The organism is Streptomyces tanashiensis, from assembly GCF_014648895.1.
Classification (GTDB): domain Bacteria; phylum Actinomycetota; class Actinomycetes; order Streptomycetales; family Streptomycetaceae; genus Streptomyces; species Streptomyces tanashiensis.
In genome coordinates this window covers 114311-132330 of record NZ_BMRZ01000008.1, presented here as the reverse complement: position 1 = coordinate 132330, position 18020 = coordinate 114311, and the positions used below count along the sequence as shown (strand labels likewise).

Annotated in this window: 17 protein-coding genes; 6 read left to right on the top strand and 11 right to left on the bottom strand. The window is 73.9% G+C overall.

Features of this window, described 5'->3' with window-relative positions; genetic code table 11:
• Positions 1–23: 23 nt before the first annotated feature.
• From IE237_RS23805 to xylA, 3 genes are all read right to left on the bottom strand, one after another.
• Entirely contained in the window at positions 24–1427 is a 1404-nt protein-coding gene (locus IE237_RS23805) for a lactate utilization protein B (RefSeq protein ID WP_189804275.1), read from the bottom strand.
• A gap of 71 nt (positions 1428–1498) precedes the next feature.
• On the bottom strand, positions 1499–2215 hold the full coding sequence (locus IE237_RS23800) for a (Fe-S)-binding protein (RefSeq protein WP_189804129.1): 717 nt from the start codon (positions 2213–2215) through the stop codon (positions 1499–1501).
• 142 nt (positions 2216–2357) lie between these two features.
• Positions 2358–3527 (bottom strand): xylose isomerase, encoded by a 1170-nt coding sequence (xylA, locus tag IE237_RS23795; RefSeq protein WP_189804128.1) that lies wholly within the window; start codon positions 3525–3527, stop codon positions 2358–2360.
• A 106-nt stretch (positions 3528–3633) separates the two neighbouring features.
• On the opposite strand from xylA, the gene xylB reads away from it, so the two are divergent.
• Complete coding sequence (gene xylB / locus IE237_RS23790) at positions 3634–5112, top strand: xylulokinase (protein WP_189804127.1); 1479 nt, start codon at positions 3634–3636, stop codon at positions 5110–5112.
• Between the two features lie 32 nt (positions 5113–5144).
• Here the strand turns inward: xylB and IE237_RS23785 are convergent, their stop codons facing one another.
• The 3 genes from IE237_RS23785 to IE237_RS23775 form a co-directional block, all read right to left on the bottom strand.
• The gene (locus tag IE237_RS23785; RefSeq protein ID WP_189804126.1) at positions 5145–5654 is read right to left on the bottom strand and encodes a hypothetical protein; all 510 of its coding nucleotides are present in this window, start codon (positions 5652–5654) and stop codon (positions 5145–5147) included.
• 104 nt (positions 5655–5758) lie between these two features.
• A complete protein-coding gene (locus IE237_RS23780) occupies positions 5759–6682 on the bottom strand; it encodes a ketopantoate reductase family protein (RefSeq protein WP_189804125.1) in 924 nt (307 codons plus the stop codon).
• A complete protein-coding gene (locus IE237_RS23775) occupies positions 6682–7248 on the bottom strand; it encodes a winged helix-turn-helix transcriptional regulator (protein ID WP_189804124.1) in 567 nt (188 codons plus the stop codon). Before IE237_RS23775 ends, IE237_RS23780 begins: the two co-directional genes overlap by 1 nt.
• A gap of 81 nt (positions 7249–7329) precedes the next feature.
• Between IE237_RS23775 and IE237_RS23770 the strand changes: the two genes are divergently transcribed.
• The 3 genes from IE237_RS23770 (at position 7330) to IE237_RS23760 (ending at position 11065) form a co-directional block, all read left to right on the top strand.
• Positions 7330–8541, top strand: coding sequence for an ROK family transcriptional regulator (locus IE237_RS23770; RefSeq protein WP_189804123.1), 1212 nt, complete (start codon positions 7330–7332; stop codon positions 8539–8541).
• A gap of 308 nt (positions 8542–8849) precedes the next feature.
• The gene (locus tag IE237_RS23765) at positions 8850–10319 is read left to right on the top strand and encodes an ABC transporter permease (RefSeq protein WP_189804122.1); all 1470 of its coding nucleotides are present in this window, start codon (positions 8850–8852) and stop codon (positions 10317–10319) included.
• Positions 10320–10360: 41 nt separating this feature from the next.
• On the top strand, positions 10361–11065 hold the full coding sequence (locus IE237_RS23760; RefSeq protein WP_189804121.1) for an ABC transporter ATP-binding protein: 705 nt from the start codon (positions 10361–10363) through the stop codon (positions 11063–11065).
• Positions 11066–11117: 52 nt separating this feature from the next.
• Here IE237_RS23760 and IE237_RS23755 read toward each other — a convergent pair whose 3' ends face one another.
• Complete coding sequence (locus IE237_RS23755; protein ID WP_189804120.1) at positions 11118–12083, bottom strand: M23 family metallopeptidase; 966 nt, start codon at positions 12081–12083, stop codon at positions 11118–11120.
• A gap of 8 nt (positions 12084–12091) precedes the next feature.
• On the bottom strand, positions 12092–13195 hold the full coding sequence (locus IE237_RS23750) for an SPFH domain-containing protein (RefSeq protein ID WP_308433108.1): 1104 nt from the start codon (positions 13193–13195) through the stop codon (positions 12092–12094).
• Between the two features lie 176 nt (positions 13196–13371).
• Between IE237_RS23750 and IE237_RS23745 the strand changes: the two genes are divergently transcribed.
• Positions 13372–14808 (top strand): WGR domain-containing protein, encoded by a 1437-nt coding sequence (locus tag IE237_RS23745; protein WP_189804118.1) that lies wholly within the window; start codon positions 13372–13374, stop codon positions 14806–14808.
• A 2-nt stretch (positions 14809–14810) separates the two neighbouring features.
• Positions 14811–15287 (top strand): hypothetical protein, encoded by a 477-nt coding sequence (locus IE237_RS23740; protein ID WP_189804274.1) that lies wholly within the window; start codon positions 14811–14813, stop codon positions 15285–15287.
• 22 nt (positions 15288–15309) lie between these two features.
• Here the strand turns inward: IE237_RS23740 and IE237_RS23735 are convergent, their stop codons facing one another.
• The 3 genes from IE237_RS23735 to IE237_RS23725 form a co-directional block, all read right to left on the bottom strand.
• Positions 15310–15732, bottom strand: coding sequence for a DUF350 domain-containing protein (locus tag IE237_RS23735; protein WP_189804117.1), 423 nt, complete (start codon positions 15730–15732; stop codon positions 15310–15312).
• 136 nt (positions 15733–15868) lie between these two features.
• Positions 15869–16483: an HdeD family acid-resistance protein gene (locus tag IE237_RS23730; protein WP_189804116.1), complete on the bottom strand. Its 615-nt coding sequence runs from the start codon at positions 16481–16483 to the stop codon at positions 15869–15871.
• Between the two features lie 38 nt (positions 16484–16521).
• Positions 16522–17898 (bottom strand): dipeptidase, encoded by a 1377-nt coding sequence (locus tag IE237_RS23725; RefSeq protein WP_189804115.1) that lies wholly within the window; start codon positions 17896–17898, stop codon positions 16522–16524.
• Between the last annotated feature and the right edge of the window lie 122 nt (positions 17899–18020).

Genomic DNA, 18020 nt, shown 5'->3' with positions numbered 1-18020 from the left:
GCGGGGTTCCGCGCGGGAGCCGGTCATGTGCGGTTCTTCTTCCACCAGTCGCGGAACGGTTCGGCGGGCAGTTCGGGCAGGTCGCGGTGGTCGGTCCACTGGCGGGCGCCCGGGCCGGGCAGCCGCCTGGGGAGCGCCTTGCGGGTCGCGGACGCGAGGCGCTCGCCCGCGGCGAGCACACCGGGGTGGTCCAGGACCCAGGTGGACGCCTTGATCGCGGCCCGCTCCAGGCGGTGGCCCTTCCCGCCCTCCTCGGCCACCCGCTCCCGCAGGTGCACGAGCACCTCGGGGATGTCGATGGCGACGGGGCACACCTCGTAGCAGGCGCCGCACAGCGAGGAGGCGTACGGCAGGGAGGCGTCGACCTCGCTCGCCGTGCCGCGCAGCTGCGGGGTCAGGATCGCGCCGATCGGGCCGGGGTAGACCGAGCCGTACGCGTGGCCCCCGGCCCGCTCGTACACCGGGCAGACGTTGAGACAGGCCGAGCAGCGGATGCAGCGCAGCGCCTGCCGCCCCACCTCGTCGGCGAGCGCGTCGGTGCGCCCGTTGTCGAGGAGGACCAGGTGGAAGGTGCCCGGCCCGTCGCCGTCGGCGGTGCCCGTCCACATGCTCGTGTACGGGTTCATCCGCTCGGCCGTCGAGGAGCGGGGGAGCGTCTGGAGGAAGACCTCCAGGTCCCGCCAGGTCGGCACGACCTTCTCCACGCCCACGACCGAGATGAGGGTCTCGGGGAGGGTCAGGCACATCCGTCCGTTGCCCTCGGACTCGACGACGACGAGGGTGCCGGTCTCGGCGACCATGAAGTTCGCGCCGGAGATCCCGACCTTGGCCCGCAGGAACTTCTCCCGCAGGTGCAGCCGGGCGGCCTCGGCCAGTTCGGCCGGAGCGTCGCTCAGCCCCTCCGGCGCGGGACGGCCCCAACTCCCCATCTTCTCGCGGAAGATGTCACGGATCTCACCGCGGTTGCGGTGGATCGCGGGGACCAGGATGTGTGAGGGGCGGTCCTCGCCGAGCTGGACGATCAGCTCCGCGAGATCCGTCTCGTACGCGGCGATCCCCTCGGCCTCCAGGTGCTCGTTGAGCCCGATCTCCTGGGTGGCCATCGACTTGACCTTGACGACCTCGGTCTCTCCGGTGGCCCGCACGAGTCCGGTGACGATCCGGTTGGCCTCCGCCGCGTCCGCCGCCCAGTGCACCGTGCCGCCCGCCGCCGTCACCGACTCCTCCAACCGGAGCAGGTGCGTGTCGAGATGACGGAGCGTCTCGTCCTTGATCCGCCTGCCCGCCTCGCGGAGCGCGGCCCAGTCGTCCAGCTCGGCCACGGCCCGCGCCCGCTTGTCCCGGATGGTGTGGGTGGCGTGGCGGAGAGTGGCGCGCAGCGTCGCGTCGCCCACGGCCTCCCGCGCGGCCTCGGGAAAGGCCGGCATGCCGAGGAAGGCCCGCCCGTCGCCCGGCCGCCGCCCCTCGTCACGCGCTGACGCGCGCCCCTTCCTGTCACTCACCGCCAGGGCTCCTCTTCCGTGCTCGCCAGGATCTCCGCCAGGTGCAGCGCCCGCAGCGGCGCCTCCTGGCGTCTCAGCATGCCGCCCACGTGCAGCAGACAGGAGTTGTCCGCGCCGCACAGCACCTCCGCGCCCGTGGACAGCGCGTTCGTGATCTTGTCGGCGCCCATCGCCGCCGAGACGTCGGGGTTCTTCACCGCGAAGGTGCCGCCGAAGCCGCAGCACTCCTCCGCGCCCGGCAGCTCGACGAGCTCCAGGCCCTTCACGGCCTCCAGGAGCCGCCGGGGCCGCTCGCCGAGGCCGAGGAGCCGCAGGCCGTGACAGGAGGGGTGGTACGTCACCCGGTGCGGGAAGTACGCGCCGACGTCCGTCACGCCGAGCACGTCCACCAGGAACTCCGTCAGCTCGTGCACGCGCGGGGCAAGGGCCCCGGCCTCCGCGCCGAACGGCGGGTAGTGGTGCCGCACCATCGCCGCGCACGAACCGGACGGGGTGACGACGTGGTCGTACCCCTCGAAGGCCCGGACCGTGCGCCGTACCAGCGGCGCGGTCTCCGCGCGGTAGCCGGTGTTGAACTGCGGCTGCCCGCAGCAGGACTGCGCCGCCGGGAAGTCGACGGTCACGCCGAGCCGTTCGAGGAGCCGGACCGTTGCCACGCCCGTCGACGGGAAGACGGCGTCGTTGACGCAGGTGACGAAGAGGGCGACACGCATCACGGGTTCCTCGGGGACGGTCCGGTTCGGGCGGCGGCCCTGTCCCAGGCGGCGCCGTCGCCCTGCGGTACGCAGTGTCGCAGGGCCGCGTCCGTGCGACCAGCCGCCGCGTCGGGCCGCGGCCGGCGGCCCGTTCGGGCGGTCAGCGCACGCCGAGCAGGTGCTCCAGGGCCAGTTGGTCCAGGTGCTCGAAGGCCATCGAGCGTGCCGCCGCCGCGTCCGGGTCGAACGTCTCGTACGCCGCGGGGTCGGCGAGCAGCCCCGCGAGACCGTCGGCGGCGGTGGGGACGGCGAGCTCGGGCAGCCGTGAGGCGGCGAGCGCCGCCACGACGTCCGGGTCGGCGCGGAAGGCGGCCGCGCGCTCCTTGAGGATCAGGTAGTTCCGCATGCAGTTCTTCGCGGACTCCCACACCCCGTCGAAACCGTCCGTGCGCACCGGCTTGAAGTCGAAGTGGCGCGGGCCCTCGTATCCGGCCGTCTCCAGCAGGTCCACCAGCCAGAACGCCTGGCGCAGGTCGCCCGCCCCGAAGCGGAAGTCCTGGTCGTACTTGATGCCGGACTGGCCGTTCAGGTCGATGTGGAAGAGCTTGCCCGCCCACAGAGCCTGCGCGATGCCGTGCGGGAAGTTGAGCCCGGCCATCTGCTCGTGACCCGTCTCCGGGTTCACGCCGACGAGTTCGGGGCGCTCCAGGCGCTCGATGAAGGCGAGCGCGTGCCCGATGGTGGGCAGCAGGATGTCGCCGCGCGGCTCGTTCGGCTTGGGCTCGATCGCGAAGCGCAGGTCGTAGCCCTGCTCGGTGACGTACTGGCCGAGCAGGTCGAAGGCCTCCTTCATGCGGTCGAGCGCGACCCGGACGTCCTTGGCCGCGCCGGACTCGGAGCCCTCCCGGCCGCCCCAGGCGACGTAGGTGGTGGCGCCGAGCTCGACGGCCAGATCGATGTTGCGGAGGGTCTTGCGCAGGGCGAAGCGGCGCACGTCCCGGTCGTTGGCGGTGAAGGCGCCGTCCTTGAAGACGGGGTGGCTGAAGAGGTTCGTGGTCGCCATCGGCACGGCGAGCCCGGTGCGGTCCAGGGCGGCCCGGAAGCGCTTGACGATCGCGTCCCGCTCGGCGTCCGGCGCCCCGAAGGGGATCAGGTCGTCGTCGTGGAAGGTGATGCCGTACGCGCCGAGGGCGGCGAGCCGCTCGACGGCCTCCACGGGGTCGAGGGCGGGGCGGGTGGCCTCGCCGAAGGGGTCGCGGCCCTGCCAGCCGACGGTCCACAGACCGAAGGTGAACCGGTCCTCGGGCGTGGGTGAGAAGCGTTCCGGCATGGTGACTCCCAGCTACTGGCCTACGGATTTGTTTTCTGAGATAACTAATACGGGACGGGGCCGCTCGGCGCCAGTCCCCGGACGAGTCGAGAGATGAGGTGAGGGCGTGCCCGCGAGCCGCTCCGTCGTGATCGGCGTGGACAGCTCCACGCAGTCCACCAAGGCCGCCGCCGTCGACGCCGACACCGGCGAGCTCCTCGCTCTCGGCCGCGCCCCGCACTCCGTCGGCGGCGCCGCGGGGGCGCGCGAGAGCGACCCCGGGGAATGGTGGACCGCACTCGCCGCGGCCGTCCGCGAAGCCGTACGGGAGGCGGACGTCCCGGCGGCGTCCGTCACCGGCATCGCGGTCGCCGGCCAGCAGCACGGCCTCGTCACCCTCGGCGCCGACGGCCGCCCGTCGCGGCCCGCGCTGCTCTGGAACGACACCCGCTCCGCACCGCAGGCGGCCGCCCTCGCCGCCCGCCTCGGCGGCCCCGCGTCCTGGCTGGAGCGGACCGGTTCCGTCCCCGTCGCCTCCATGACCGCCGCCAAGTGGCAGTGGCTGCGCGAGCACGAGCCGGACCGCGCCGAGGCCGTACGAGGCGTCCGCCTCCCGCACGACCACCTCACCGAGCTCCTCTCGGGAGCCGCCGTCACCGACCCCGGGGACGCCTCCGGCACCTGCTGGTACGGGACCGCCACCGGCGCCTACGACCCGGACGTCCTGGACCTCATCGGCCTGGACCCGGCCCTGCTGCCGGCCGTCGCCCCCTCCGGCGCCACCCGCGTCGGCACCCTCACCCCGGCCGCCGCCGAGGCCCTCGGCCTCCCCCGCACGGTCGCCGTCGCCGCCGGGACCGGCGACAACATGGCCGCCGCGGTCGGTCTCGGACTCGGCGGCGCGGGCCTGCTCGACCACCCCGTCGTCAGCCTCGGCACCTCCGGCACGGTCTTCGCGGCCACCCGCGCCCGCCCCGCCGACCCCGGACTCGCCGGCTTCGCCGCGACGGACGGCACGTACCTGCCGCTCGGCTGCACCCTCAACTGCACGCTCGCCGTGGACCGGTTCGCCACCCTCCTCGGCCTCGACCGCGAGGACGCCGCACCGGGCGGCGGTGTCGTCGTCCTCCCGTACCTCGACGGCGAGCGCACCCCCGACCTGCCGCACGCCGCCGGGCTCGTCACCGGACTCCGGCACGGCACCGACCCCCGGGCGGTCCTCGGCGCCGCGTACGAGGGGGCGGCGTACACCGTGCTGCGCGCCCTCGACGGACTCCTCGCCGCCTGCGGCCTCGACCCGGTCGCACCCGCCGTGCGGGACCGTCCGCTGCGCCTGATCGGGGGCGGGGCCCGCGGCCGGACCTGGACCGAGACCGTCCGCAGGCTCTCCGGGCGCCCCGTGGTCGTCCCCGCCGCCGACGAACTCGTGGCCCTCGGCGCCGCCGCCCTCGCCGCGGGAGCCGTCACCGGCGCCGACCCGGTTGCCCTGGCCACCGCCTGGGGCACGGGAACGGGAGCGCTCCTGCCTCCGGTGCCCCGCGACGAGGAGACCTGGGACCGGATCGCGGCCGTACTCGCCGCGGCGACGCCGACACTGCTGCGCTGACGGCGGGGACCGACGCTCCTTCCGGGGGCCTCTCAGGCGGAGACGCGGCGGCGGTGGTACGCGATCGCCACCGCGGCGAGCAAGGGGGCCCAGGCCACGAGCGGCAGGTAGCAGACGTGGAACAGGGTCTGCTGGAACGTGCTCTCGACGTGGGTGCCGGGGGACCCTTCGCCGATGCCCGCGTACGCCACGTACGCGAACCAGCAGGTGAGGGCGGTGAGCCCGAACACCCCGGAGAGCGCCGCGAAGGTCGCGCCCCGGGCGCCCACCGGACGCCCGCCGAGGAAGGGCAGCCGGCGGGGGAACACCTCGCCCCACTCACGGACCAGACCCAGCGTCAGGAACGCGAGCAGCTCGGCGAGCACGGTGAGCCCGAGCTGGAAGGCGCCCTGCCCGAGACCCGGGTCGTCCACCCGGGCCAGCGGCGCGCCGAAGGTCAGCGCGACGCGCCAGATGCCGGACGGCAGGACGATCAGCGGTACGGCATGGGCGGCGACGACGGCCCAACGGGGCACGTCCGGCAGGGCCTTGAGCTTCATCATGGACGTCAGAATGCTGCCCGGCCTGGCCCCCGGACATCGGCCCGGGAGCCGCTCCGCCTCCGCCGCGCGGGGGAGAGGGACCTCCTCCTCACCCCCGCCGAGGATCAGACCCCGTCCGCCCGGCGCTGATGGACCCGCAGGTGCAGGGTCGCCAGGTCCAGGAGCGGCGTCGCCACGCCGAGCGCGCGCGCCCGGGCGGTCAGGTCCCCGAAGAGGTGCTCGACCTCGGTCGGGCGGCCCGCCGCCAGGTCGCGGTAGAGGGACGGCACCATCGGCGACCCCGGCGCGGACACCACGGCGAGCGTCGCCGCCCGCTCCTCCTCCGGTACGGGGTGTCCTGCCGCGGCGGCGACCGCCGAGGCCTCGTCGAGCAGCGCCGGACCGAGCGCGGGGCCGCCGGGAGCGTCGTACACCTCGCCGACCGTGCCGCGCATCAGGCTCGTCACCGCGCCGAACGTGGTGATGAAGACCCACTTGTGCCACATCGCCGTGAGGATGCCGGCCGGCACCGGCGCGTCGATGCCCGCCCCGTCGAGGAGCTTGCGGATCCGCTCCACGCGCGCGGAGACCGTCCCGTCCTGCTCGCCGAAGGCCAGATGCGCCAGCGGCGCGAGCCGCCGGATGGCACCCGAGTCGTCGAGGGTGGTCACCACCTTGGCCACGCCGCCGAGGACGGCCGGTGCCCCGAAGCGGGTGTTGAGGGCGTCGATGTGGGCGAGGCCGTTGAGGAGCGGTATGACGGCCGTGTCCGGTCCGACGGCCGGCGCGACGTCCTCGATCGCCCGGTCGAGCCCGGTGGACTTCACCGACAGCAGGACGAGGTCGTACGGCTCGCGCAGCTCCCCGGCCGTGACGAGGCGGGGCTCCACCGTCCACTCCTCGTCCCGCCCCACGACCCGCAGCCCGCGCTCGCGCAGCGCGGCGGCCCGGGCCGGGCGGACCAGGAAGGTGACGTCCTCGCCGGCGCGGGCGAGCATCGCGCCGAAGTAGCCACCGGTGGCACCGGCGCCGACGACCAGGATCTTCATCAGGGTGAACCCTTCGTGGAGCGCCCCGAGGGCGCGGTGGTGAGCAGAGGGGTGAGCAGCCGGTGCGGCCGGGCCAGGGCCGCCGTCACCGGGTCGTCGTCCGGGGCCGGGGGAGCGAGCCCCGGGCCCGGGGCGACCAGGACGTCCTGGACCGGCACGGCCGCGCCGCACGCCGTGCAGCGGCCGTCCGGATCGAGCGGGGCCTCGTCCCCCGCGTGGAGGAAGACGCGGCGCGGGCCGCCCTCCGCCGGGTGGAACTCCTCGCCCCAGGCGGTGAGCGCGCGGACGGCCGGCCAGAGGGCGACCCCCTTGGGCGTGAGCCCGTAGACCTCGCGGCGGCCCGTGCCCGTCCCGGGGCCGCGCGCCAGGACGCCGGCCTCGGTGAGCGTGGCGAGCCGGTCGGTGAGGACCGCCCGGGGGACGCCCAGGTGCCCGGCGAACTCCCCGAACCTGCGGACCCCGTAGAAGGCGTCGCGCAGGATCAGCAGGGTCCAGCGCTCGCCGACGATCTCCATCGAGCGGGCGAGGGCACAGGTCTGGCCGCGGTAGTCACGCGGAAGCGTCATGGGCGGGAGCCTAGCGCAGAAGAGTTCGGTCACCGAACTGTTTTCTTGTGAGCGAAAGGGGCGACTAGGCTCTCGCTCACCATGAACCAGCCCACGGAGCCCAAGGCCGACAAGTCGGGAGTGCGACGGCACAACCTGAGCCTCGTCCTGCGGACCGTCCACGAGGCCGGCGAGACGACCCGGGCGGCGGTCGCGGCCCGCGTCGGGCTCACCCGGCCCGCCGTCTCCTCCCTCGTCGAGCAGCTCCTCGACCTCGGCTTCCTCGTCGAGTCGGGCAAGACGTTCAGCGGGCAGGCGGGCCGGCCGGGCACCGTGCTCAAACCGGCGGACACCGGACCCGCCGGCCTCGGCGTCGAGATCAACGTCGACTACGTCACCGTCCGCGTCGTCGACCTGACCGGCACCGACCGCGTCCGCCGCACCGAGCACCTCGACAACCGGGAGCCCGAGGCCGGCGACGTCCTCGCCCGCGCCGCCCGCGTCGCGGCGGAAGCCCTGGACGCCGCGGCCGAGCAACACCTCGTCCCGGCCGGAGCGGGACTCGCCCTCCCCGGACTCGTCTGCGACGGGACCGTCCGGCAGGCCCCCAACCTCGGCTGGAACGAGGTCCCCGCCGAAGCCCTCTTCGGCAAGGCGCTCACCGCACTGCGCCCCGACACCGCCGGTCTCCCCTTCACCTCCGACAACGAGGCCAACATGGCGGCCCTCGCCGAGCTGTGGTCCGGCTCCCTCGGAGACCTCCGCACCTTCCTGTACCTGACCGGGGAGATCGGCGTCGGCGGCGCGATCGTCGTCCACGGCGAACTGCTGCGGGGCGCCCACGGCTTCGCCGGCGAGATCGGGCACCTCGTCGTCGACGCCGCAGGTCCGCTCTGCCGCTGCGGCTCCCGCGGCTGCCTGGAGCAGTACGCGGGACAGGCCGCCCTCCTCGCCGCGGCGGACGCCGGCGGCGTGCCGGACCTCGCGCGCCGCGCCGAGGCCGCCGAGCCGCGCGCCCTCGCCGCCCTCGCCGAGGCGGGCCGGATGCTCGGCCGGGCCCTGTCGGCGGCCGTGAACCTCCTCGACCCCGAGGCCGTCGTCCTGGGCGGCATCTACCCGCGGTTGATGCCCTGGCTGACGGCCGCCCTCGCGTCGGAGCTCGCCGACCGTGTCGTCTCCGGCCTCTGGACCCCGGACGCGGAGCGTCTCCGTCCGGCGTCCGCCGCCACGGACGCGGCGCGCGGCGCGGCGGCCCTGGTGCTCCACGACATCCTGGCCGACCCCCTGGCCCATACGGTGGCACCGGGCGCCTGACGGGGGCCGAATCCCCGACGGGCCTGAGTACCTGGCCGTAACCGAGTCCCTGACGGGGCGCGCGTCCCGACCGGACGCCTGACAGGGCGCGAGTCCCTGACGGCGTGCGCTCCTGGCAGCACCCGGGTCCCTGACAGGACCGAGTCCCTGGCAGGGCCCGGGCGCCTGACGGGGCGCGCGTCCTGGCCGGAGCCGAGTGCCGGGTCGCCCGATCGTCCCGGATACCGCGTGGCGTACCCCTGCGGCTCTCATCGCGCTCTCACGCGGGCCTTATCCCGTCATCACACGCCGCCCCTAGCTTCGCGCCCATGTTCTTCACCTACCTCCGGCGCGAACTGCGCCGTCGCAGAAAGGCGGCGCTCGTCGTCGCCTCCGGGCTCGCGCTCGGCATCGCGCTGGTCATCGTCGTCAACTCCGTCTCCTCCGGCATGAGCCGGGCCCAGGGCAAGGTCCTGGAGTCCCTCTACGGTCTCGGCACGGACCTGACGGTGACCAAGGCGCAGGAGCGGCCCGAGGCCGGCGCGCAGCCGCAGCGGCCCCGGTTCGAGTTCCAGGGCAAGGAGGACGGCAAGGAGCAGAGCAGCGACCGGCTGATGGTCCAGGGCTTCCAGACCCTCGCCGACTCCACCGTCGGCACGGTCGCGAAGCAGCGGGGCGTCGACAAGGCCGTCGGCGGCCTGAGCCTGGTCAACCTGAAGATCAACGGCGAGTTCAAGCGCGGCGAGATCCAGCGCGGCGAGGGCGGGCAGACCCAGCGCGGCGGCCCGGGCGGCGGCACCGGCGGCCCCGGCGACACCGTGACCGGCGGAGGCGCGGCCTTCGACGTCGACTCCTTCACGATCTACGGCACCGACGTCACCGCCCCCGACCTCGGCCCCCTCACCACCTCCACCGTCTCCACGGGCCGCACCTTCACGACCACCGAGACCGACGCCGAGGTCGCCGTCGTGGACAGCGCCTACGCACAGGAGAAGGACCTCTCCGTCGGCGACGAACTGACCGTCAAGGGCGTGAAGTTCGCGATCATCGGGATCGCGACGGCCGACAGCGGGCAGTCCGCCGCCCAGGTCTACCTGCCCCTCAAGCAGGCGCAGACGCTCTCCGGTTCCGCTGCCAAGATCACCACGATCTACGTGAAGGCGACCGACTCGACGCGCATCGACGCGGTCAAGACCGCCATCCAGAAGAACGTCTCCGGCACCACCGTCACCACCTCCGCCGACCTCGCGCAGACGGTCTCCGGCTCGCTCGACACCGCGGCCGACCTCGCCGCGAACGTCGGCAAGTGGCTCTCGTACGCCGTGCTGCTCGCCGCCGTCCTCGTCGCCGGACTCCTCACCTCGGCCGCCGTCGGCCGCAGGGTCCGCGAGTTCGGCACCCTCAAGGCCCTCGGCTGGAGGAGCGGCAGGGTCACCCGCCAGGTCGTCGGCGAGGCACTCGTCAACGGCGTCATCGGCGGCGCGCTCGGCATCGCGATCGGCCTCGCCGGAGCGTACGCCGTCACCGCCGCGAGCCCGACCCTCACCGCCGAACTCGGCGCGAGCGGTGGCGGGTTCGGCGGCGGACGCGGCGGAGGCATGGTCTTCGGCGGCGGCCCCGGCGGAGCCCGTACGGCGGTCGGCAAGACGGTCGACATCGCGCTCACCGCCCCCGTCAGCGTCACCACCGTGGGTCTCGCCGTCCTCCTCGCCCTCGGCGGCGGACTGGTCGCGGGCGCCTTCGGCGCCTGGCGCGCCTCGCGGCTGCGCCCCGCCGACGCGCTGCGCCGCGTCGAGTAGCCGACCGCCCGAACCCACCCACGGACCACAGGAGTCCCACCATGTACGAACTCATCGGCGTCACCAAGCAGTACCGGCGGGGACAGCAGAGAGTCGACGCGCTCGCCGGGATCGACCTCACCCTCGCCCAGGGGGACCGTCTCGTCATCCAGGGCCCCACGGGCGGCGGCAAGTCCACCCTCCTCCAGATGCTCGGCGGCCTCGACCGCCCCACCTCGGGCCGCGTCCTGCTCGACGGCACCGACCTGGCCGCGCTCTCCGAGCGCCGGCTGACGGCCGTGCGCGGCCAGACCATCGGCTTCGTCTTCCAGAGCTTCAACCTCATCCCCACGCTCACCGCCCAGGAGAACGTGGAGACCGCCCTCGTCCCGCTCGGCGTCAAGGCCGCCGAGCGGCGCATCCGGGCCGCCGAGGCGCTGGAGTCGGTCGGCCTCGGCGAGCGCCTCGGGCACCTGCCGTCCGAGCTCTCCGGAGGGCAGCAGCAGCGCGTGGCCATCGCCCGCGCCCTGGTGAAGCGGCCGAAGGTGCTCCTCGCCGACGAACCCACCGGCAACCTCGACGAGTCCATGCGCGACGAGATCGTGGACCTGCTCGAAGGGCTCTGCGACGAGCACGGGCTGACCTTCGTCATGGTCACCCACGACAGCGCCGTCGCCCGCCGTGCCCCCCGCCTGGCCACGATCCGGAAGGGCCGGATCACGATCAAGGAGAACCGGCGGACGACGGCGGACCGGGTCGAGGCCTGACCGGGACCGCACCGCACGGACGGGACCGGGTCGAGGCCTGACCGGGACCGCCCTACACGGACACGCCGTGGCCGCGCAGATAGGCCAGCGGATCGATGTCCGAGCCGAAGTACGGCGTGGTCCGCACCTCGAAGTGCAGGTGCGGACCCGTCACCCGCCCGGTCGCCCCCGACCGCGCGATCCGCTGCCCGCCCGACACGCTCTGCCCGGGCGACACGTCGATCCGCGAGAGGTGCGCGTACTGGGTGTGGCGGCCGTCCGGGTGGCGGATCACCACCTCGTAGCCGTACGAGCGGCCGTATCCGGCCGTCACCACCCGGCCGGGGCCCGCCGCCCGGACCGCCGTGCCGGACGGCACCGCGAAGTCCTGCCCCGTGTGGTAGCCCTTCGACCAGGAACCCGGCTGCCCGTAGGACCCGGTGAAGACGTACGAGGTGACCGGCACCGTCCAGCCCCGCGAGGTACCGGGGGGCGTGGTGGGGCCGGGCGGTGCGGGCGGGTGTGCCGGGCGGCCCGTCCGCTGCTCGTACTTCCAGGCGTGACTGGTCCAGTACCAGTGGCCGCGTGACGGGTACCAGTACACCCGGCTCTGTCCGTCCCAGCCCTGCCGGCCGTGGAAGACGGGTTCACCCGTGCGGCCCCCTCCGTCCGCCGCGGCCTGCCGTCCGCCGCCGCCCGTGGTGCCGGTGCGCTGCGCGTACGTGGCGTAGTGGCTGGTCCAGCGCCACTCGCCCGCCGCGTTCCGGAACCAGTACCTGGAGCCGTCCCAGCCCGCGTGTGCCGGGGCGGGTTCGGCGGCGGCCGTGCCCGTGCCCGCGCCGGCCAGGGCGACGACGCCCACGGTCGCGACGACCGCGCGGCGCACTCCGTGCAGGGCGCGCCGTTCACCCGGTGCCCGGCCGGCCCGGGCCCCCTCGGCGCAGCCCGCGCACGCGCAGCCCGCGGGTGTCTCGTCGGTGAAGGCGGGCACGTCGAACGCGGGGGCGTCGAGCCCGGAGGCGTCGCTGTTCGGGTCCATGGTCCTCGTCACTCCTGGTTCGGTTCGGCCGGGCCGCCACTCCGGGTGTAGAAGGCCACGGTCAAGTCCTTGACCAGGGCCTGGCGTTCGAAGTCGTCGAGTTCGACGAGTCCCCGCGTGGTCAGCCGGGTGACGGTGTCGTCCACGGCGTCGATCACGCCGGTCAGGACCGAGTCCCGGTGCTTGGCGTCCAGGACGGCGATCTGACGCCGGCGCATGGCGGCGGCGACCTCGGGGGCGTACTCGATGCGGGTGGGCTGGGCGGAGAAGACGGCGATGCCGACCGGACGGCACTCGGCGGCGAGCATCCGGGTCAGCGCGTCGCCGACCGCCTCGGCGTCCCGGAGGGTCGGCGCGTCACCCCGGAAGGCGTCCGCCGGCAGCTGCGAGAGCACGCGCGCGGACGCCGCCTCCACCTGCTCGCGCAGATAGCCGAGGTGGTCGTCGACCGCGAGCAGGGCGCGGGCGGTGTCCCGCACGGACCACACGACCAGGACCACGACGCGCAGCGCCGAACCCTCCGCGTCGACGACGGCGATGGGTTCGCTGCGCCAGTGCCGCAGCCGTACGTCGATCCGGCGGCGCAGCACGAACGGGCTGATCCAGACGAGGCCGGTGCGCCGGACGCTGCCCCGGTAGCGGCCGAAGAGCGAGAGCACCCAGGCGGAGCCCGTCCGGCCACGGGTCAGCCCGCCGAAGGAGACGACGGCGACGACGGCACAGCAGGCGAGCGCGGCCCACTGCCACGGCGGCAGCTCGACGGTGCGCAGCGGGCGGGCCCGCCAGAGTGCCGCCGCCGCGCCGGTGAGGGCGGTGAGGCCGGTCAGGACGGCGACCCAGCCGGGGACGGCCGGGCCCGGACGTTCCGTCAGGTCGGGTTCGGCGGGCGGCGGGCGGCGGGGCAGCGTCACCGGCGCGGCGGGCCCGCCGGTTGCTCGGTCCGGCGCCGGGTTCGTCGACTGTGGCCGTGTCGGATTCGCCGTGGGGTCCTTCGTCGGGTTCTTCGTCGGGTTCTTGGTCGGGTTGGTCGTCCGGAAGAGGTCGTTCATCGGTATGCCGTCGCTGTGCCGGCGGGTGCGGACGGGCAGGGCCCGTTTCTGCAGCTCGGTCATGAGGCCCTTCCGGCCGTTCCTGAGGTGACGGCTCGTCGGATGATCTTCACGCACCATGGTCACAGGGGTGAATGTCCGGAATGCCGCGACGAAGGTCCCGAATGCCCGGGCCTTTGGTCCCATGGCCAAGGCTTCACCGCAGGCCGTTGTCAGTGGTCGCCCCTACCGTTCTCACCATGACGACGACGACCTATCTGGAGCTGTCGCAGGACGGCGGCGGTGCCCACAAGTTCTATGAAGTGACCGTCGAGCAGCTCACGGTGTCGGTCCGTTACGGCCGGATCGGCGCGGACGGGCAGACCCAGCGCTCCACGTTCCCGACGGCGGCGAAGGCCCAGGCCGCGGCGGCGAAGAAGATCGGCGAGAAGGTCCGCAAGGGATACGCGCCCGCGGTCCCCGGACAGCGGGCCGCGCGTCCCGTGACGCGTCGCGAGGTCACCTCCGCGCCCTCCACGGCACGGGCCGTCGCCCCCGTCCTCTGGCGCTTCCGGACCGGCTCGGCCGCCTTCGGCATCCACGTCGACGAGGAGCGCTGCTGGGTCGGCAATCAGGCGGGCGACGTCTTCACGCTCGACCGCGCCGGCGAGGTGCAGGCCCGGTTCAGCCTGCCGGACGGCGTCAAGTGCCTGGTCGCCGACGACTTCTGGATCTACGCGGGCTGCGACGACGGCAAGGTGTACGACCTGTCGTCCAAGCTCCCGTTCGCGGCGTACGACATCGCCACCGACGTCGACATCTTCTGGCTCGACATCCACGAGGGCGTCCTGCACGTCGCCGACCGCTCCGGCCGGCTCACCGTCATCGACCACGAGGACGAGCACCAGTGGGCGCGTGCCGGCGCCGGAGAGCACGCCTGGATGATCCGCGCCGACGGGGACGCCGTCTACTACGGGGACACGCGGGGCGTCGCGGCCCACGCGCCGGACGGCGGCGGCGAGCTGTGGCACACCGCGACCGAGGGCGGGGTCCTCTTCGGCTGGCAGGAGGACACCGCGGTCTACGCGGGCACGTCGCGCAAGAAGGTGCAGCGGCTCGCGAAGAAGGACGGGCGCGTGGAGGCGGTGTACTCCTGCGACAGCCCGGTGTACTCCTGCGCCACCTCGCCCGGCGGCCGGTTCGTCTTCGCCGCCGACTCCGCCTCCTCCGTCTACTGCTTCGCGGAGGACGGCACCAGACTGTGGAAGCTCGGCACGGGCGGCGGTTCGGCGCTCTCCATGCAGTACCGGGACGAGCGGCTCTACCTGGTGACCACGGACGGTTCGCTGGTCTGCGTGGACGCGAGCGAGGCGGCGATCGAGGCCGCCCAGCAGGGGACGGTCCCGGTCGCGCGGGACATCAAGCTCGCCGCCGCCCTGCCGGTCTACGAGCCGGCGACGACCGTGACCGCCGTGACCGCCGTCAGTGACGCCCCGGCCGGATCGGTGGTCGTGGAGTGCGTGACCGAGTCGGGCCGGACCCGGGTGCGGGTCGTCTCCCAGGGATACGACTCCGCGTGGAACGTGCAGTTCCCGCGCGCGATCCGGGAGCCCGGCGCGCGGTACGTGGTGGATGCCCTGCACCCGGCCGCGGGCGGCTTCTACCGGGTGCGCGGCGACATCCGGCGGCTGCTGTGACGATCGGCGCGGGGAGCGGCTCGGGCGTGTTCGAGGCGGCCACGGGCGACGGGCCGCCGCTTCCGCCGGCCGAGGCCGAGCAGCGCTCGCGGGAGATCCGCGCCGCCGTCGACGGGCTGCTCCAGATCAGGCGGCTGACGCTGCGCCAGGGAGGCGACCCGAGGGCGGTGCCCGCGGAGTGGGAGCGCCGGAGGCCGGTCCGCGCGGTGGCCCTGGCCCTGGAGTCCGGCGGGATCACGCCCTCGTCCGTCGACGCCGCCGGAGCGCGGGTCTCCACCGGCTACCGGGTCGGCGCGGGGGAGCGGCCCGGCACGGCGGTCGTGGAGTGGCTCGGCCCGCCGGGGGCGGGCGTCGCCCAGGAGGAGGAGGCGGCCCTGGGCGCGTGCGTGCCGGTCCTGGAGCGGCTCGGCTGGGACGCCCTGCTCTACCGGGGGCCGCGCGGCCGCCGCTTTCTGGAGGTGGAGCCCATGGGGGCCTGATGTGCCGGACCGGGGGCGGGGATCAGGCGATCGAGGCGGAGACGATCGCCGAGACCGCGATGTTGCAGGAGGCCGTCACCCAGACCGCCGGGTGCGGCTCGGGCTCGACGAGCGTGGCACCGAGCTTTCCCGGCGTGACCAGGTCGACGACGAGGAAGGCCACCCCCATCATCACCAGGCCGAGGAGACCGAACGCGGCCGTCGAGACGAGCCCCTTGCCGAAGTTCTCGTACGTCGTCCAGATCGAGGTGAAGACGATGCCGCCGATGCCGAGGAGAGCCGAGCTGAGCAGGATCGCGGCGTTGCGGTTGCGGTCCTCCCATATCTGGCGCCCGAGCTTGCCGGGGGTCAGCAGGTCCACGAGCACGATGCCGAGGATCAGCAGGACCACGCCGAGGGCGCCGTAGGCGCCGGCCCGGCCGAGGCCGTTGACGATGTCGCTCATGAAGTGCCGGCTCCGAAGGGTTGCGATCGCGGGCGATCGGTGGTCAAGGACCGGCAAAATGTAGCGCACGCGTCAAGGACGCCCGCCGCCCGCTCGGAGGCCGGGCGGGCGGCGGGCGGACGCGAGGAGTGCGTGCTCAGGCCCCCGGCGGAAGGTCCTTGGCGCGGGAGCGGACCATGAAGGCCGTGATGATCTCGGTCGCACCGACGACGAGGAGCCAGATGCCGCCGAGGACGGTGAGCACCGCGGCCGACTCCAGCGGGGACACGATCAGCACGATTCCGGCGAGCGCGCTGACGATGCCGAGGAAGATCTGCCAGCCGCGCGCCGGCATCGCGGGGTCGGAGGCGGCCGCGACCGTCTGCATGATGCCGCGGAAGAGCCAGCCGATCCCGATCCACAGCGCGAGCAGCAGGATCGACTGCGTCGCGCCCCGGAAGCAGAAGAGACCGAGCAGGATCGACAGTGCGCCGCTGATGAAGGCCATGACCCGGAGCGCCGTGGTGGCGTGCGTGCCGAAGGCGGCGACCAGTTGCACCACACCGCTGAACAGCAGATACAGACCGAAGAGCACCCCCACCACCGTCAGGGTGGCCTCCGGCCAGGCCAGGACCAGGACGCCGAGGACCAGGGAGACGAGCCCGGCGACGAGCAGGGCCTGCCAGGCGAAGCCCGCCAGCATCACCAGCGGACCGGGTGGCACGTCCCTCGGCGTGGCGCGGTCGTACGGACTGTCATGAGTCTGAGTCATGGGACGCAACCGGTCCTTTCGTCGCGGGTGGGGGCGGTTCAGAGCGGGGTGGCGTAGGAGCTCAGGAAGAGCGCCTCGGCCAGCGCCATGTGTTCGATCTCGGAGGGGTCCACGCTCTCGTTCGGCGCGTGGATGAGACAGCCCGGCTCCTCCACGCCGATCAGGGCGATCTCCGCCTCGGGGAAGTGCGCGGCGAGCACGTTGCACAGGGGGATCGAACCGCCCTGCCCCGCCTGGACCATGTCCTTTCCGTACGCCTCGCGGAGCGCCGCCGCCAGGGCCCGGTAGGCGGGTCCGTCGGTCCGCGCCCGGAAGGGCTGTCCGCCGCTCTCGGGCTCCACCTCCACCCGGGCGCCCCACGGGGCGGCCGAGGTCAGATGGTCGGTGAGGGCGCGCAGGGCGTCGTCCGTGTCGATCCCCGGTGGCACCCGCAGGCTGACCCTGGCCCGTACCTTCGCCTGGATCGCGGCCGAGGAACCCACCACCGGCGGGCAGTCGATGCCGAGGACGGTGACGGCGGGCCGGGCCCACAGTTCGTCGGCGACCGATCCGGTGCCGACGAGGGACACCCCGTCCAGGACGCCGACATCGGTGCGGAACTGCTCGACCGGGTAGTCGACCCCGTCCCAGACGCCGTCGCCGGCGAGGCCCTTGATCGCCGTGTTGCCGTGCTGGTCGCGGAGGCTGTCGAGGATCCGGACGAGCGCCGCCAGCGCGTCGGGCGCCGGGCCGCCGAACATGCCGGAGTGCATCTCCCCCTTGAGGGTGGAGACGGTCACGACGACGTTGGTGAGTCCGCGCAGCGAGGTGGTGGCGGTGGGCAGGCCGAGGGCGAAGTTGCCGGTGTCGCAGACCAGCAGGGTGTCGGCGGCGAAGAGATCGGGCTGGAGCGGTACGAGCTGCTCCAGGCCGCCCGTCCCCTGCTCCTCCGAACCCTCCGCCACGAACTTGATGTTCACGGGGAAGCCCCGGCCCTCCGGCCCGCCGAGTGCCCGCAGCGCCGTCAGGTGCATCGCGATGTTGCCCTTGCAGTCGGCGGAGCCGCGCCCGTACCAGCGGCCGTCGCGCTCGGTCAGTTCGAAGGGCGGGGTCCGCCAGGCGGCGTCGTCCAGCGGCGGCTGCACGTCGTAGTGGCAGTAGAGCAGTACGGTCGGCGCCCCTTCGGGGCCCGGCGCGTGCCCCACCACCGCGTCCGTGCCGTCCGGTGTCGTCACCCGGCGCATGTCCCGGAGCCCGGCCTCCGTGAAGGCCCGCACGAGGAAGTCCGCGGTCTTGGCGCACTCCTCGGGCGGGAACTGGCGCGGGTCGGCGACCGAGCGCATCGCCACGAGGGCGGTCAGGTCCTCCTTCGCCCGGGGCATCTGCGCCCGGACCCTCTCCCGCAGGGCTGCGGTCTCGGTGGACTCGGCGGACATGCGTACCCACTTCCCTCGGGGATGAAAGCCCACTCAGTCAAGCAACAGTGGGCAATCGCCGCAAAACATGACTCAAGTGGGCTATTCAGAGGTGGCCTCAGGGGGCGCCCGGGAGCGGGCGG

Bases quoted from the DNA above. Each gene is read 5' to 3' on its own strand.
- IE237_RS23805 (WP_189804275.1), bottom strand. From the start codon at position 1,427: ATGCCGGCCTTTCCCGAGGCCGCGCGGGAGGCCGTGGGCGACGCGACG.
- IE237_RS23800 (WP_189804129.1), bottom strand. From the start codon at position 2,215: ATGCGTGTCGCCCTCTTCGTCACCTGCGTCAACGACGCCGTCTTCCCG.
- xylA (WP_189804128.1), bottom strand. From the start codon at position 3,527: ATGCCGGAACGCTTCTCACCCACGCCCGAGGACCGGTTCACCTTCGGT.
- IE237_RS23785 (WP_189804126.1), bottom strand. From the start codon at position 5,654: ATGATGAAGCTCAAGGCCCTGCCGGACGTGCCCCGTTGGGCCGTCGTC.
- IE237_RS23780 (WP_189804125.1), bottom strand. From the start codon at position 6,682: ATGAAGATCCTGGTCGTCGGCGCCGGTGCCACCGGTGGCTACTTCGGC.
- IE237_RS23775 (WP_189804124.1), bottom strand. From the start codon at position 7,248: ATGACGCTTCCGCGTGACTACCGCGGCCAGACCTGTGCCCTCGCCCGC.
- IE237_RS23770 (WP_189804123.1), top strand. From the start codon at position 7,330: ATGAACCAGCCCACGGAGCCCAAGGCCGACAAGTCGGGAGTGCGACGG.
- IE237_RS23765 (WP_189804122.1), top strand. From the start codon at position 8,850: ATGTTCTTCACCTACCTCCGGCGCGAACTGCGCCGTCGCAGAAAGGCG.
- IE237_RS23760 (WP_189804121.1), top strand. From the start codon at position 10,361: ATGTACGAACTCATCGGCGTCACCAAGCAGTACCGGCGGGGACAGCAG.
- IE237_RS23755 (WP_189804120.1), bottom strand. From the start codon at position 12,083: ATGGACCCGAACAGCGACGCCTCCGGGCTCGACGCCCCCGCGTTCGAC.
- IE237_RS23750 (WP_308433108.1), bottom strand. From the start codon at position 13,195: ATGACCGAGCTGCAGAAACGGGCCCTGCCCGTCCGCACCCGCCGGCAC.
- IE237_RS23745 (WP_189804118.1), top strand. From the start codon at position 13,372: ATGACGACGACGACCTATCTGGAGCTGTCGCAGGACGGCGGCGGTGCC.
- IE237_RS23735 (WP_189804117.1), bottom strand. From the start codon at position 15,732: ATGAGCGACATCGTCAACGGCCTCGGCCGGGCCGGCGCCTACGGCGCC.
- IE237_RS23730 (WP_189804116.1), bottom strand. From the start codon at position 16,483: ATGACTCAGACTCATGACAGTCCGTACGACCGCGCCACGCCGAGGGAC.
- IE237_RS23725 (WP_189804115.1), bottom strand. From the start codon at position 17,898: ATGTCCGCCGAGTCCACCGAGACCGCAGCCCTGCGGGAGAGGGTCCGG.